Consider the following 14,534-nt stretch of genomic DNA (forward strand, 5'->3'; position numbering starts at 1 on the left):
ACGACGACACTGGCAGCCCCTATGAAGCCCATCCGCACGTTTAACGTTCGTCCTCACCTGCCGCAACGTTTGGAACCCCTGCGGGAACTGGCCTACAACCTCTACTGGACGTGGAACACGGAGGCGATCGCCCTCTTTCGCCGCCTCGACCCAGAACTGTGGGAGCAAACAAACCATAACCCTGTCGCCCTTTTGGGACGCATTCGCCAAGATCGCCTCTTGGATGCGGCGGCCGACAACGGCTTTTTGGCACAGATGGAGCGGGTGATCAGCCAATTTCAAGAATATGCCCAGCCTGTGCAGACGTGGTACCAGCAAACGCGCACGGACGCGCCTCCCGGCGAGTGTATTGCCTATTTTTCCCTTGAATTTGGCCTCACGGAGTGCCTGCCAATCTATTCGGGGGGCTTGGGGGTCTTGGCCGGAGATCACCTCAAATCCGCCAGTGACTTGGGACTGCCCTTGGTGGGGGTGGGGCTGCTCTATCAAAAGGGCTATTTTTCGCAGTACCTCAGTGCCGATGGCTGGCAGCAGGAACGCTATCCCAGCAACGATTTTTATACCCTGCCCCTCAAGCTGGTCACTACTGGCCAAGGTCAAGAGCATCGGATTCGAGTGGACTACCCCAATCGAGAAGTCCAAGCACGGGTTTGGCAAGTTCAGGTGGGTCGGGTTCCCCTTTATCTTTTAGACACAAACCTGCCAGAAAACAGTACCTACGATCAGCAGATCACCGACTACCTCTACGGTGGGGACATGGACATGCGCATCCATCAAGAGATGTTGCTGGGCATTGGTGGCGTGCGTCTGCTCCACAGCTTGGGGTTGCGACCAACGGTTTATCACATGAATGAGGGGCACTCCGCCTTTTTATCCCTAGAGCGCATTCGCCAACTGATCACCGAAGAGCAGCTTACCTACGATGAAGCCTTGCAGGTGGTCAAGGCCAGCCAGTTGTTTACCACCCATACCCCCGTGCCTGCGGGGATTGATCTGTTTCCTGCCGATAAGGTGACGTACTATGTCGGCCACTATGCGGAGGCCTTTAACCTCTCACAGCAGGAGTTTCTCTCCTTGGGTCGTGTCAATCCGGGGGCTTTTCAAGAACCCTTTAGTATGGCGAACCTAGCCATTCATACCGCCAGTTTTGTCAATGGGGTGAGCGCGCTCCACGGTGAAGTCTCCCGCCAGATGTTCCAAGGTCTGTGGCCCAATCTGCCGCCGACGGAGGTGCCGATTACCTCGATTACCAATGGCGTCCATGCTCGCAGTCGCGTTTCTGAACCATTGCAATACCTGCTGGATATTTACCTTGGGCCGCAGTGGTCTGATGCGCCCTTGGCGGATCCCCTCTGGTCGCGGGTCAGCAGTATTCCCGATGAGGAGTTGTGGCGTATCCATGAGATTTGCCGCTATCAGTTGGTGATGTTTGTGCGATCGCGCCTACAACGGATGCTTGAAGAGCAGGGCGCCTCTAGTGCTGAATTGACGCAAGCGGCAGAAGTGCTGGATCCGACCGCCTTGACCATTGGCTTTGCCCGTCGCTTTGCTACCTATAAACGCGCCACTCTCTTTTTGCGGGATGTGGAACGGCTGCGGCGAATTTTATTGGGATCCATACCGGTGAAAACGGGAGCAAAGCAGCGGCGGCCGATTGTCCAGTTTGTGATTGCGGGGAAGGCGCACCCCAAGGACAACCCCGGCAAAGAACTGATTCAGGAAATTATTCACTTTACGCGCCAAGAGGGCATGGCCAACCACATTGCCTTTATCCCGGATTACGATATGCACGTGGCAAAAATGATGGTGGCAGGCTGTGATGTTTGGCTGAATACCCCTTTGCGGCCTCAGGAGGCCTCCGGCACCAGTGGCATGAAAGCGGCTATGAATGGGCTACCGAATTTAAGTACATTGGACGGTTGGTGGGACGAGGCAGACTATGTGAAAACGGGTTGGGCGATTGGCCACGGCGAAACCTATGACGATCGCCACTATCAAGATCTGGTGGAAGCCAATGCGCTCTATGAACGGTTGGAGCGGGATGTCATTCCCCTCTTTTACGATCGCGATGAAAATGGTGTGCCGCGCGGCTGGGTGCAAAAGATGAAAGCCGCCCTCTCTTTGAATACGCCCCAGTTCAATACCGCCCGCATGGTGCGTGAGTATGCCCATCGCGGCTATTTCCCTGCTAGCGATCGCTCCTTTATCCTCAAGGAAAATAACTATGCCGCAGCCAAGGAACTGGCTCGCTGGAAAGCCCACATTTTTGAACATTGGTACTCGATTCAGATTATCGGGGTTGAAACCTCGGCTGAGCACAACCTCGAGGTTAACGAACTTGTGGAAGTCAAAGCCGTGATTGCCCTCGGTGCCCTATTGCCAAGCGATGTGCAGGTGATTTTGTTCCAAGGGCGGGTGAATGAGGCCGGCACCCTAGAGGAGGCCTGTCCTACCCTGATGACGTTTGTGGGTACCACCCCTGAAGGCCATAGCCTTTACACCGCTGAGATGAGCTACGACACGAGTGGCCACCAAGGCATTGCCCTCCAACTGCTACCGCGCCACGCCTATTTGAGTCATCCCTATGAAATGGGACTGGTTTTGTGGGCTTAGGAGAGAATCAGGTTGCGATTAACGGATCAGCAAGTGCAGCAAATTTGCCAGACGGTGGCGGCGCTGGTAGGTACCGAAGCCGAAGTGTGGTTGTTTGGTTCGCGGGTGAACGATGACCTAAAGGGCGGCGATGTGGATTTATTGATCCGGCTGTCTCACCCCGTTGAGAATCCTGCCCTTGTCAGTGCTCGACTCAGTGCCAAAATCAGCCGCGCCATGGCAGGTCGTAAAGTGGACATTCTCCTCTGGGCACCCAATCTCCAGCGGCAGCCGATTCACGATTGGGCCCAACAAACGGGAGTTCGCCTTCAATGTTGAGTCCTCAACTTCAGGAACGGCTACATCGCCTTTGCGAATTGGTGGAGCGAGAAGTGGCACACCTACGGGTGACGGATCAACGCCTCTTTCAGGAGCCATTTACGGCACGGCGGGCAGCACAATTGGAGGAGGATATTGACCTAGCGGAGCGGGTGGATGCTTTTTTGGCACGCTTTGGCCGCCTTCAAGATACCCTAGGGAGCAAGCTATTGCCCGCCTATCTGAGTGCCTTTGGCGAACCAGTGGCGACTTTCTTGGAAAACCTTGACCGTGCTGAACGGCTCGGCCTTGTGTCCGATGCAGATGCTTGGTTTACTATGCGGCAACTGCGCAATCAAATGGTTCACGATTACATTCGAGATGCAGCCATCTTAGCCACGAGTTTGCAAGCTGCCCACGAGTTTGTTCCTGTCCTGATTGAAACTGCAACTCGGTTTTGCCAACGAATAAAGCACAAATCGTCCGGCAACTCCTAGCTTTTCATCTTTATTTCATGTGCCTTTGCCAAAATCAGCCTTAGTAACACACTGTGGTAATGCTGAATCGAATTCTTTGGTGGTCAATTGTCCAACGTTGGTTGGTGGTGCTCGGGGCGATCGCCCTGACGATTTTCGGTATTTTTCAACTGCGGCAAATGCCCCTTGATGTACTGCCAGAGTTTGCGCCCCCCCAAGTGGAAATTCAAACGGAGGCACCGGGCCTAGCACCAGAGGAAGTGGAATCGCTGATTACGCTGCCCATTGAAAGTGTCGTCAATGGTACGGCAGGGGTCGAAACTGTGCGCTCTGCATCGTCTCTTGGCTTATCTGTTGTCAAGGTAGTTTTTAGTTGGCAAACGAATATCTATCAAGCACGGCAACTGATTACCGAGCGGTTGCAGGAGGTGCGCGATCGCCTACCACCTAATGCCTCACCCCAAATTTCACCGATTACCTCCCCCATTGCCACGATTTTGATGTATGCCCTCCGATCGCCTCGCCGCACAACAGGTCTCTTTGCAGGACGTGGTGGCGGGGGTGAGTGGCGCCAATGAAAATGCAGCGGGTGGGGTCATTGTCACTCCCGATCAGGAGTTAATTGTGCGGGGCATTGGTCGGGCAACATCAGTCGCTGATTTAGCGGTGGCGTTGGTGGCGCACCGCAATGGCCAACCAATTCGCGTGCAGGATGTGGCAACAGTCACGAAAGGGCCTGCCTTAGCGCGGGGAGATGGCAGTGTTAATGGACAGCGAGCAATTATGCTTATATTGACTTCTATATCCAAGAGGGGGAAGACCATATTCCCGTGGGTACTGCTACCGTTACTGCTGATATTGAAACGCCAACGGGCGATCGGGTCACTCTACCGATGACCTATACCCCTGAGGACAAACACTACACCGCACGGCTAGCCAATCCCGTGACAGGAGACTATGGTATTGTTCTCCTTAGACCCATCAATGGTCAACCCATTAACAGTCGTTTTCGCTTTCGTTATGAACCCAATCAGGGAGGAAGACAAGAATGATGCTACCACGCTTTATCCAACCCACCCTCTTGGGACTGGCCATGCTCTTGAGTGGGGCGATCGCCACCCTTGGGATTGCCCAGCAACGGCAAATGCCTATGCTTCATGACCACCATCACCTGCACCACAGTCCCAACCCTGAGCACGCAGACGGCTCTGCTACGACCCATATGGAACTGCTGAATGCGCCCGCACCTACGCCTCAACAACCAACCACCTTTACGTTGGCGATTCGCACCCACACTGGTGAAGCAGTGACGCAGTTTGAGCGTTTTCAAGAGGCGCTAATGCACCTGATCATCGTCAGTGATGATTTTCAAGTGTTTCAGCACCTGCATCCCCGCTATCTGGGTGAAGGTCAGTTTCAAGTCACAACCACATTGCCCCAGGGGGGAGGCTACACCCTCATTGCTGATTATAAACCCGCTGGCGCTGACGAAACGGTGGCGATGATCCCGATCGCGGCTGAAGGAACGCCGCCCGCATCGAGTACGCCAACCGCTCAAACCACCCAAGTGATTGGCACAACGGCAGTCGAACTAAAACTCCCTCAACCCCTCAAGGCTGGATCAGCGGTGGAAGTGGCCTTTCGCCTACGGGATGCTGCCACCCAGCAACCCCTTAGGGATCTGCGCCCCTACCTTGGCGAAGCAGGGCATCTGGTGATTTTGCGAGACACGACTCCCCTCGAACCTGCTGATTATCTCCATGCCCATGCCGTGGATCATCAACCTAAGGAGGTGATCCGTTTTATGACCCAGTTTCCTGTGCCCGGACGTTACAAGCTCTGGGGACAGTTCCAGCGGGGTGAGCAAATTGTTACTGCTCCCTTTTGGGTGACGGTGAATTAGGGGATTGCACGGATGAAGGTGTTGCTGCTTGAAGATGAACCGGATTTAGGAGCCGCCATTCAGCGGGTGTTGCAACGGGAAGGCTATGTGATGGACTGGGCGCAGGAGGGGGAACTGGTTTGGGCCTACGTTGAGCAGTTGCAGGTGGACTACAGTGTTGCGATTTTGGATTGGATGGTCCCTCGGCTGTCGGGGTTCGAGGTTTGTCAGCGACTGCGTATCCACCACTACACGGTGCCCATTTTGTTGCTGACGGCACGGGATGGCCTCAGCGATCGCGTTCAGGGATTAGATGCGGGGGCAGATGACTATTTGATTAAGCCCTTTGCAATGGCTGAGTTGCTGGCGCGGCTGCGGGCTTTACTGCGGCGATCGCCCCAATTCCAACCCCAGCAATTGTGTCAAGGGGCATTAACGTTAGACTATGGTACCTTCACCCTGAGAAATAGGGCGGGTACTGAGGTGCAGTTAACCGCTAAGGAATTCCAGACCTTGGAATACCTCATGAAACGCCCCCAGCGGATTCTCAGTAGCGACCAACTGATGATGCAGCTTTGGGAAGTGGGCAGTGAACCCAGTAGTAATGTAGTGGCAGCACAAATTCGCCTGCTGCGCCGCAAACTCGCCCTCCTTGGTCAAGAGCACTGCATTGAAACCGTCCATGGGTTAGGCTATCGCTTTGTTGTCGATCATGGTTGATCATAAGCTCTTCCGCCACAGCCGCAGTCGTCTTGCCCTCTGGTATGCCCTCACCATGAGCGCTATTCTCAACGGTTGCTTACCTTACAGAAGCACAGCGAGCACAGGTGGCTGTGGGTCAAGCTGTAAATATCACTGTTGCAGGACTTCCCAATCGTGTTTTCCGCAGTCGTATTGAACTCATTGATAGTGTCGTTGATCCCGCCACGCAGCGAGTTGCGGTACGCGCCAGCTTGGCTAATTCCAGCCAAGAACTCAAACCTGGTAGCTTTGCGACTGTCCAAATTTTTGACGATCGCCAAACCCGCAATGCCGTGATGATTCCCCAGTCCGCGATCGTGGAGCCAGTCGATCAGCCCCCCCTTGTGTTTGTGCAGAATGGTACTGCCTTTGAAGCTGTCGAAGTGACCCTTGGCCAGCGAGTTGGCGATCAGGTAGAAGTAATTAGCGGTCTTTATGGGGGCGATCGTATTGTTACCCAAGGTACGATGCAACTCTATGCCCAATCTCTGCGGGGGGATACCTCAACCGCTACTTCAGACACAAAACCGGAAACAGACTCTCCACCGTGGATTTGGTTGGGGGCGGCTGTTGGGGCGATCGCTCTATTTGGGGCAGGTCTGGGTTGGCAAGCCTATCGAACACAGCGGCTGAATTCCGCAGCTCATACCGAACCCTCTCAATCTTTTACCCCCACGAAGGTCAACCCTTAGAAATCGCAAAATGCCACTCGATCTTCTCCATTCTGAGGGGTTTGTGCGTCACGAGGACAGGGTGTCTGCCAAACTAGGCAAGATATTAGTTAGAGCTTTGAACACCTTGAACAGGCAGATAGTGATGCGATCGCCCCCCCCAAAAACGGTTGTTGATCTCCCCACCGTCACCCTCACCCTCGAAAGTCAGGGGAAAATGTTGACCTATTCCCTGACCCAACCGGAGCATCGCCTCGGACGCGATTACCAATGGGCGGATTTAGTAGTGCCCGATGAGCCACTGTGGTCAGTGATTTCCAGCCGCCATGCCGTTTTTCAGCAACAGGGGGCAACCTACTACCTCTGGGATGGCGATGGCCATCAACGCCGCAGTACCAATGGCACCTTCTACAACCGACGCCGCATCGGCATTGAAGAGGGCTTTGCCCTTGGGGAAACCCTACGCTTAGAAATTGGCCAAGACCCGAAAAACAAAGTGCAATTGCTGGTGCAGATCCAGTTTTCAGGCACGGCCAGTGCACCGCCTTTGCCGCAGCAGCGCCGCCTTGTCCTCAAAACCCTCAAAGAATGGCCGCTGACTTTAGGGCGCGAAGCCAGCAACAGCTATCAGCATTGGCAACTGGATGCCCCCACGGTGTCTTTGCGCCACGCCAGTATTGATCGCACCAGTGCCGGCCTCTACGTCCTACGGGATTTGGGCAGCAGCAACGGCACCTATGTCAACGCCAAACTCCTCAAAGACCCCTACACGCTGCGCAACGGGGATCAGATTCGCATTGGGCCTTTTGTCCTGCTCTACCGCCACGAGACCCTAGAGATTACGGATCAGGGCAGTCACATTCGCATTGATGCTTGGGGATTGGAACGACGGGTGAAAACCCCAGCGGGCGATCGCTCCCTCTTGCAAGAGGTCTCCTTTGTGGCGGAGCCGACGCAGCTTGTGGGTATTGTCGGTGGCAGTGGTACGGGGAAATCCACCCTCTTGAAAGTGTTGATGGGGCTGGCTCCCCTTCAGGCAGGACAGGTGCTACTCAATGGTCTCGATCTGCATCGCAATCTTGCCACCTACCGTCACCAAATTGGTTATGTACCCCAAGATGATATTGTCCACGCCCGCCTCACGGTGGCCGAAGTTCTGAACTATGCGGCGCAACTGCGCTTACCAGCGGATACCGATGCCCAAAACCGCAAAGCCGCCATTCAGCGAGTTCTTGAACAGGTGCAGTTAACGGGAACTGAAGATCAACTGGTGGCGAGTCTCAGTGGCGGTCAGCGCAAGCGGGTGAGTATTGCCGTTGAGCTATTGGCCAACCCCAAGCTCTTTTTCCTTGACGAACCCACCTCGGGTCTGGATCCGGGGCTAGACTTTTTGTTGATGCAGTTGCTGCGGCAATTGGCAGATGAAGAACGCACGATTGTCTTGGTGACCCATGCTACGAGTCATGTGCATTTGTGCGATCGCCTGCTGGTTCTAGGCTCTGGTGGGCGTCTTTGCTATTTTGGCCCCGGCGATCAGGCTCGGCAATTCTTTAGTCCTGATCGCCCCCTGAATTCCGTGGCTGAAATCTATGCCCTCTTGACTCCCGAAAATAGTGCTGAATGGAGTCAAAAATTTCGCCAATCCACGGACTATCAACGCTACCTTGCCAGCCACCTCAGCATGGGGCACCACTATGAGAGCACCAGTGTTTTGGGGGGCGAAAACCGTGCCAGTGCCGAATCCCCTCCCCAACAGCCAGCACCCCCTCACCTCTATCAATGGCGGGTGTTGTGTCAACGCCAGTGGCAACTCCTGTGGCGCGATCGCCTCAGCCTTGTCTTGAATCTGATCAGCGTCCCCATTGCCCTGCTGCTCACCCGCTTTGCTATTGATCGCTCCCCCTTTGTCCCCCAAGATCCCCCCGGCCTGCTGCAAGCGGCTCAAACCCTGCGCATTCTCTTTGTCTTTACCTGTGCCTGTCTTTGGGTGGGACTCTCCGGCTGGGCGCAAGCCTTGATTACAGAGGTGGCCATCTACCGCCGCGAACGTCTTGCCAATCTCAGTCTCTGGGCTTACATGGCAGCTAAACTCACCCTTGGTAAGGGGATGGCTTTGGTACAAACACTGCTCATTACCCTTGTGGCACTGTTGGCCTTTGGTCTGCCGCAGGGTGCCCTCCTCCCTTGGCCGGTGGGGTTTGGCATCACCACCTTCCTGACGCTGGTGGCCAGTCTCTGTCTGGGACTTTTGATCTCCGCTGCCGTGAGTAATAGCGATCAAGCGAGCAAGATTTTACCGCCATTGCTCCTGCCGCAAATTATCTTTGCCGGTGTCCTCTTTAAGCTCACGGGAATTGCAAGGGCACTCTCTTGGCTGACGATTGGCCGTTGGACAATGGGTGCCTATGGTGCCTTGATTGACGTGAATGGCATGGTACCGCCGCCCCTTGATTTTGGCCTGTTTGAACCACCGCCTCAGCCCTTTGATCCGACACCTGTCTATGCTCCCACTTGGGGTAATCTGCTGCTAAATTGGGGACTGCTGATCCTCCACAGCCTCATTTACACGGGCGTGGCCACCTATTTGCAATGGCGCAAAGCGCCACCTTAAGGCCATCGGGGGTTTACCTTCCAACCAGAGGCAACCGCATATTTACTCATTACAATTGTGCATATTTACTTATTGCAATTATGGCTGTCCTGCGAGATGATCTAGCAAATAACCGAAAATTGTTCCTATTGAACACAGACTGCTGCCGCACCCATGGAGAGCGATGTTGTTTCCCTGTATGGGCGCGATTATATCCCCATTGTCGCCCCGCCCCTGCCGGCTACTAAAATTCGAACTCACCCGAAAACTGTTCCTGTCCTTAAGGACAACGATGTGCTGCTCATTTGTGATGAATTGGGCAATATCTGCAATGATGAGCAGCAAACGGCTATTACAGGTTTATTTTGTCAGGATACCCGCTTCCTCAGTCAAGCGGAGTTGCGCGTGGGGGGCGATCGCCCGATTCTGCTGAGTTTTCATTGTACGGGTAGCCATGCGCTCAAGGTGGTGTGCACTAATTCCAAGCAACCTTCTCTGCCCGCGGAGGCCTTAGCAATTGAACGATTCCTAGTGGTGCGGGGTGCCCTCTTTGAAACGATTCTCATCACCAATCATCAGGCGCAGCCGGCCAGCGTGGAGATTAGTTTAACCTTTGCGGCAGACTTTCAAGATTTATTTGAAATTCGCCAATACGGCGGTGGTCGCCCACAGCGGGGAAAAACGCTGCAACCCGTCAGTTGTGAATTGCGCCACACCAAAGGACGCGCCGATCTCTGCTTTGCCTACCAAGGCCTTGATGGTGCCCTCATGGAGACCCAAGTGCAGTTCTTGGGCACCCCCCCCGACCGTCTTGATGACACCACCGCCACATGGCACCTCAAGCTAGAACCCCAAGGCTACCACAGCATTCACTATTGCGTCCGTCCCTTTACCAATGGGGCACCCACCGCCCATGTCCCTGTGCCTTCATCCCTAGCGGCTGCCGATCGAGCGGCGCAACAGGAACGGCAACAATGGTGGTCAGACTGCACGGAAATTGTCACCTCAAATCCGCAGTGGAATCGCATCCTACGGCGGGGGATGGCGGATCTCTATATGCTCTTGCAGTCCTTTGGCCATGGCAAGGTTTTGACTGCGGGGATTCCTTGGTTTGCGACGCTCTTTGGCCGTGACTCGATCATCTCGGCGATACAGACGCTGATCCTCAATCCAGCGATCGCCCGTGATACCCTGCGTACCCTTGCCCATTACCAAGGGAAACAGGTCTGTCCTGAGCGCGATGAGCAGCCGGGGAAAATTCTCCATGAACTGCGCTTTGGCGAGATGGCGCGCAACCGCGAGATTCCCCATACCCCCTACTATGGTACGGTGGATGCCACCCCCCTGTGGCTGATGCTCTATGCCGACTACTACGCATGGACGGGCGATCGCACCACGGTCGAGGCGCTCTGGCCCCATGCCCTTGCGGCAATGAACTGGGTGGATCAACAAATGGCCGCCACGGGCTACCTCACCTACGATCGCCAAGCAGCCAAGGGCATTGACAACCAAGGCTGGAAAGATTCTGGCAATTGTATCGTCAACCGTCGCGGTCAACTGGCTCACAGTCCCATTGCCCTCTGTGAAGTCCAAGGCTACGTCTATGCCGCCAAAACCCGTCTGAGTGCCCTTGCTCGAGACTTTGGCTATGGCGAGTGGGGCGATCGCTGGCAAAACGAAGCCGCTGCCCTCAAAGACCGCTTCAACCGTGACTTTTGGCTGGAATCAGAGGGTTTTTATGCCCTTGCCCTCGATGGCGACGGTCAGCCGGTGGATAGCCTCACCTCTAATGCGGGGCAGTGCTTGATGACGGGCATTTGCGACCCCGAGAAAGCACAGCGGATAGGGCAACGCCTGCGGCTGCCGGATCTATTCAATGGTTGGGGCATTCGCACCCTCAGCAGCACCTCCCCTGCCTACAATCCCATTGGCTATCACTTGGGGTCGGTCTGGCCCCACGATACGGGTCTGATTGCCTTGGGGCTGCGCGCCATTGGTGATAGTGACTTTGCCCTGACCTTAGTGGATACCCTTTTTGATATGGCCTGTCGGCAGCCAGATTTGCGCCCACCAGAACTTTTCTGTGGCTTCGATCGCCAGACCTATCCCCAACCGGTGCAATATCCCGTAGCCTGCTCTCCCCAAGCTTGGGCAACGGGCAGTCTGTTTCAATTCATTCAGATCATGGCTTGGCCGCTGGTGGATGTGCCCCAAGGCAAGTTTTTGGTGCATCAGCCCCTGTTGCCCAACAGTATCGAGGAACTCCACCTCCGTAATTTGCGGGTTGGTGACAGTCGCTTTCATCTGCGGCTCTGGCGCACCGGCGAGAAGGGCTGTGACTGGGAAGTGCACTCAGCGTAACGAAGCGTAACTAGGGGCGATCGCCCTCGCTAGAGTAGAGGTGGCTCAGTTCCCAACCTCTGTAGCGCGAGTAACAGCATGACACGAACCACCGCCTACGATATTTGGCGCGCCGGTCATCAGCCCCTGCGTCCCCTCTTTGCCCCCAAAAGTGTTGCTGTCATCGGTGCCAGTGAAAAAGAAGGCAGTGTTGGCCGCACCCTTCTCTGGAATCTGATTCAAACCCCCTTTGGCGGAACGGTTTTTCCCGTCAACCCGCGCCGCAGTTCGGTGTTGGGCATCAAGGCCTATGCCAGTGTGACCGCGATTCCCGAAGCGGTTGATCTCGCAGTCATTGCCACCCCTGCGGCTACAGTACCAGCGGTGGTTGCCGAGTGTGCAGCAGCGGGTGTGAAGGGGGCAATTATTGTCTCGGCGGGATTTCGGGAAGTGGGGGCGGCGGGTCTTGCCCTCGAAGAAGAGATTTTAGCCATCGCCCGTCAGGCGCGGATGCGCATTATTGGTCCCAATTGTCTGGGGGTAATGTGTCCGCCCACGGGGCTGAATGCTACCTTTGCCGCGACAATGGCGCGATCGGGTCATGTCGGCTTTCTCAGTCAAAGTGGCGCCCTGTGCACCTCAATTTTGGACTGGAGTTTGCAGGAAAATGTCGGCTTTAGTGCCTTTGTGTCCATTGGCACGATGCTGGATGTGGGCTGGGGCGACCTCATTTACTACCTAGGCGATGATCCGCAAACCCGCTGCATTGTTATTTACATGGAATCTCTGGGGGATGCGCGATCGTTCCTCTCCGCCGCGCGGGAAGTGGCCTATGTCAAGCCGATTATTGTCATCAAAGCAGGACGCACTGCCGCCGCCGCTCAGGCCGCCGCTTCCCATACCGGGGCATTGATGGGATCCGATGCAGTGGTGGATGCGGCCCTAGAACGCTGTGGGGTGCTGCGGGTGGAAACCATTGAAGATTTGTTTGACATGGCCGAAGTCTTGGACAAGCAATCGCGCCCCAAAGGCCCCCATCTGACGATTCTCACCAATGCCGGTGGACCTGGGGTCTTGGCCACTGATGCCCTGATTCGGGCGGGTGGTAAACTCAGTCCCCTCTCTGGGGATACCCTACAGGCACTGAATCAAGTGCTCCCCCCCGCTTGGAGCCACGGTAACCCCGTGGATATTTTGGGGGATGCCACTGCGGATCGCTACCTCAAGGCACTGCAACACTGTGAAACCGATGCCAACAGTGATGGCCTACTGGTGGTGCTGACGCCCCAAGCTATGACGGATCCGCTGGCGATCGCCCAAGATCTCGCTACCTATGCCAAAAACCGTCCCAGTGGTGCCAAGCCGATTCTGGCCAGTTGGATGGGGGGCACAACGGTCAAAGGGGGAGAAGCGATTCTCAATCAGGCGGGCATTCCCACCTATGCCTATGCCGATACCGCTGCCCGCATCTTTAGTTATATGTGGCGCTATAGCGATCACTTGCAGGCGCTTTACCAAACCCCCTCGCTGCCCCTAACCACCACCCCCCCGGATCGGGATGCTGTCAGTCAACTCTTTGAGCACGTGCGCAGTGAGGGGCGCACCCTATTGACGGAGTGGGAAGCCAAGGCGGTTCTTGCTGCCTACGGCCTACCGGTGGTGGAAACCTGTATTGCCCGCAGTGAAGCAGAGGCAGTGGCTGCTGCCGATCGCCTAGGGTATCCCGTAGTTCTCAAGCTCTATTCGCCCACAATTACCCACAAAACCGATGTCGGGGGTGTTGCCCTCAATCTTCCCGATGCCGCTGCGGTCATTACCGCCTACCAACAGATTGAGAAAAATGTCACCACTGCTGCTGGCGCGGGTCATTTTGCTGGTGTCACCGTGCAGCCGATGATCCCATGGAAGGGGTTTGAACTCATTTTGGGCAGTTCCACCGATGCTCAGTTTGGGCCGGTGATTCTCTTTGGTACGGGGGGACAGTTGGTGGAAGTCCTCGAAGACACCGCGATCGCCCTTCCCCCCCTGAACACCACCTTGGCACGCCGTCTGATTCAGCAAACGAAAATCTCCCGTGCCTTTGCCGGCGTGCGGGGCTGGCCAGCCGTCAACCTTGCCCTATTAGAAGATCTGCTGGTGCGCTTTAGCCTGCTGGTGGTGGAGCAGCCGTGGATTAAGGAAATTGACATCAATCCCCTGCTGGTGGCACCCCCGGATCGCCTGATGGCCTTGGATGCCCGCATTCTGCTCCACAAAGAGGAAAGCACCTTTGTCAAGCCTGCGATTCGTCCCTATCCCACCCAATACGTGAGTCCTTGGCAGTTGCGCGATGGTACCCCAGTGCTGATTCGACCGATTCGGCCAGAGGATGAACCCCTAATGCGGCAGTACCATGCGACCCTCTCGGAGCAGAGTGTCTATTTGCGCTATTTCCACCTGATGAAGTTGTCGCAGCGGGTTGCCCACGATCGCCTAGTGCGCATCTGTTTTGTGGACTACGATCGCGAGATGGCTCTGGTGGTGGAGCATCAAGGCGCCAGTGAACCGCAAATTATTGGTGCGGCTCGCCTCAGTAAGGATCACTTTAGCAATACAGCCGAGTTTTCGATGTTGATTAGCGATCGCTGGCAGCGGCAAGGCCTTGGTACTGAATTACTACGCCGCTTGATTCAAATTGGCCGCGATGAGGGTCTCAGTGCCATCCACGCCTATGTTCTCAAGGATAACGAGGGAATGATTCGTATTTGCCGCAAATTGAACTTTGAGTTTGCTGCGGGTGACGACCCCAGTGTTTGGTTGGTGCAGCTTGCCCTCTAGGGGATACAAAGCATAGAACCCTAGGATCATTGGTGTAGGACAATAGGTTCCGTTGAGTCGATTAGAGGAAGCGTGAACAACGTAACCAAGATTGGGGTGATTGGTGG

At 55.4% G+C, this 14,534-nt stretch carries 10 protein-coding genes and 1 pseudogene; all 11 read left to right on the forward strand.

The genetic code is table 11. From position 1 onward, the window contains the following. Positions 1-21 precede the first annotated feature (21 nt). The 11 genes and pseudogenes from glgP (at position 22) to QYC28_RS07855 (ending at position 14,427) form a co-directional block, all read left to right on the forward strand. Positions 22-2,613, forward strand: coding sequence for an alpha-glucan family phosphorylase (gene glgP, locus QYC28_RS07805; RefSeq protein ID WP_302679260.1), 2,592 nt, complete (start codon positions 22-24; stop codon positions 2,611-2,613). 12 nt (positions 2,614-2,625) lie between these two features. After that, positions 2,626-2,931 carry a nucleotidyltransferase domain-containing protein gene (locus tag QYC28_RS07810; protein ID WP_149819724.1) on the forward strand — a complete coding sequence of 102 codons (306 nt, stop codon included), beginning with the start codon at positions 2,626-2,628 and terminating at the stop codon, positions 2,929-2,931. Beyond that, complete coding sequence (locus QYC28_RS07815) at positions 2,925-3,407, forward strand: hypothetical protein (RefSeq protein ID WP_302679261.1); 483 nt, start codon at positions 2,925-2,927, stop codon at positions 3,405-3,407. The genes QYC28_RS07810 and QYC28_RS07815 overlap by 7 nt, the downstream gene beginning before the upstream one ends. Before the next feature lie 59 nt (positions 3,408-3,466). Beyond that, positions 3,467-4,181, forward strand: a pseudogene (locus QYC28_RS07820) (efflux RND transporter permease subunit); the annotation flags it as partial. 35 nt (positions 4,182-4,216) lie between these two features. After that, a complete protein-coding gene (locus QYC28_RS07825; protein ID WP_149819728.1) occupies positions 4,217-4,438 on the forward strand; it encodes a hypothetical protein in 222 nt (73 codons plus the stop codon). Further along, positions 4,435-5,289 carry a hypothetical protein gene (locus tag QYC28_RS07830; RefSeq protein ID WP_149819730.1) on the forward strand — a complete coding sequence of 285 codons (855 nt, stop codon included), beginning with the start codon at positions 4,435-4,437 and terminating at the stop codon, positions 5,287-5,289. The genes QYC28_RS07825 and QYC28_RS07830 overlap by 4 nt, the downstream gene beginning before the upstream one ends. 12 nt (positions 5,290-5,301) lie before the next feature. Further along, positions 5,302-5,988, forward strand: a complete 687-nt coding sequence (rppA, locus tag QYC28_RS07835; RefSeq protein WP_302679262.1) for a two-component system response regulator RppA — start codon at positions 5,302-5,304, stop codon at positions 5,986-5,988. Positions 5,989-6,101: 113 nt separating this feature from the next. Further along, entirely contained in the window at positions 6,102-6,701 is a 600-nt protein-coding gene (locus QYC28_RS07840) for an efflux RND transporter periplasmic adaptor subunit (RefSeq protein WP_302679263.1), read from the forward strand. 124 nt (positions 6,702-6,825) lie between these two features. Beyond that, positions 6,826-9,291, forward strand: a complete 2,466-nt coding sequence (locus QYC28_RS07845) for an ATP-binding cassette domain-containing protein (RefSeq protein ID WP_149819736.1) — start codon at positions 6,826-6,828, stop codon at positions 9,289-9,291. A 153-nt stretch (positions 9,292-9,444) separates the two neighbouring features. Further along, entirely contained in the window at positions 9,445-11,631 is a 2,187-nt protein-coding gene (locus QYC28_RS07850) for an amylo-alpha-1,6-glucosidase (protein WP_149819738.1), read from the forward strand. A gap of 78 nt (positions 11,632-11,709) precedes the next feature. Continuing rightward, on the forward strand, positions 11,710-14,427 hold the full coding sequence (locus QYC28_RS07855) for a bifunctional acetate--CoA ligase family protein/GNAT family N-acetyltransferase (RefSeq protein ID WP_149819740.1): 2,718 nt from the start codon (positions 11,710-11,712) through the stop codon (positions 14,425-14,427). The last annotated feature ends 107 nt before the right edge of the window (positions 14,428-14,534 follow it).

The sequence above is a fragment of the Thermosynechococcus sp. HY596 genome, from assembly GCF_030518715.1.
In the GTDB taxonomy this organism is placed as follows: domain Bacteria; phylum Cyanobacteriota; class Cyanobacteriia; order Thermosynechococcales; family Thermosynechococcaceae; genus Thermosynechococcus.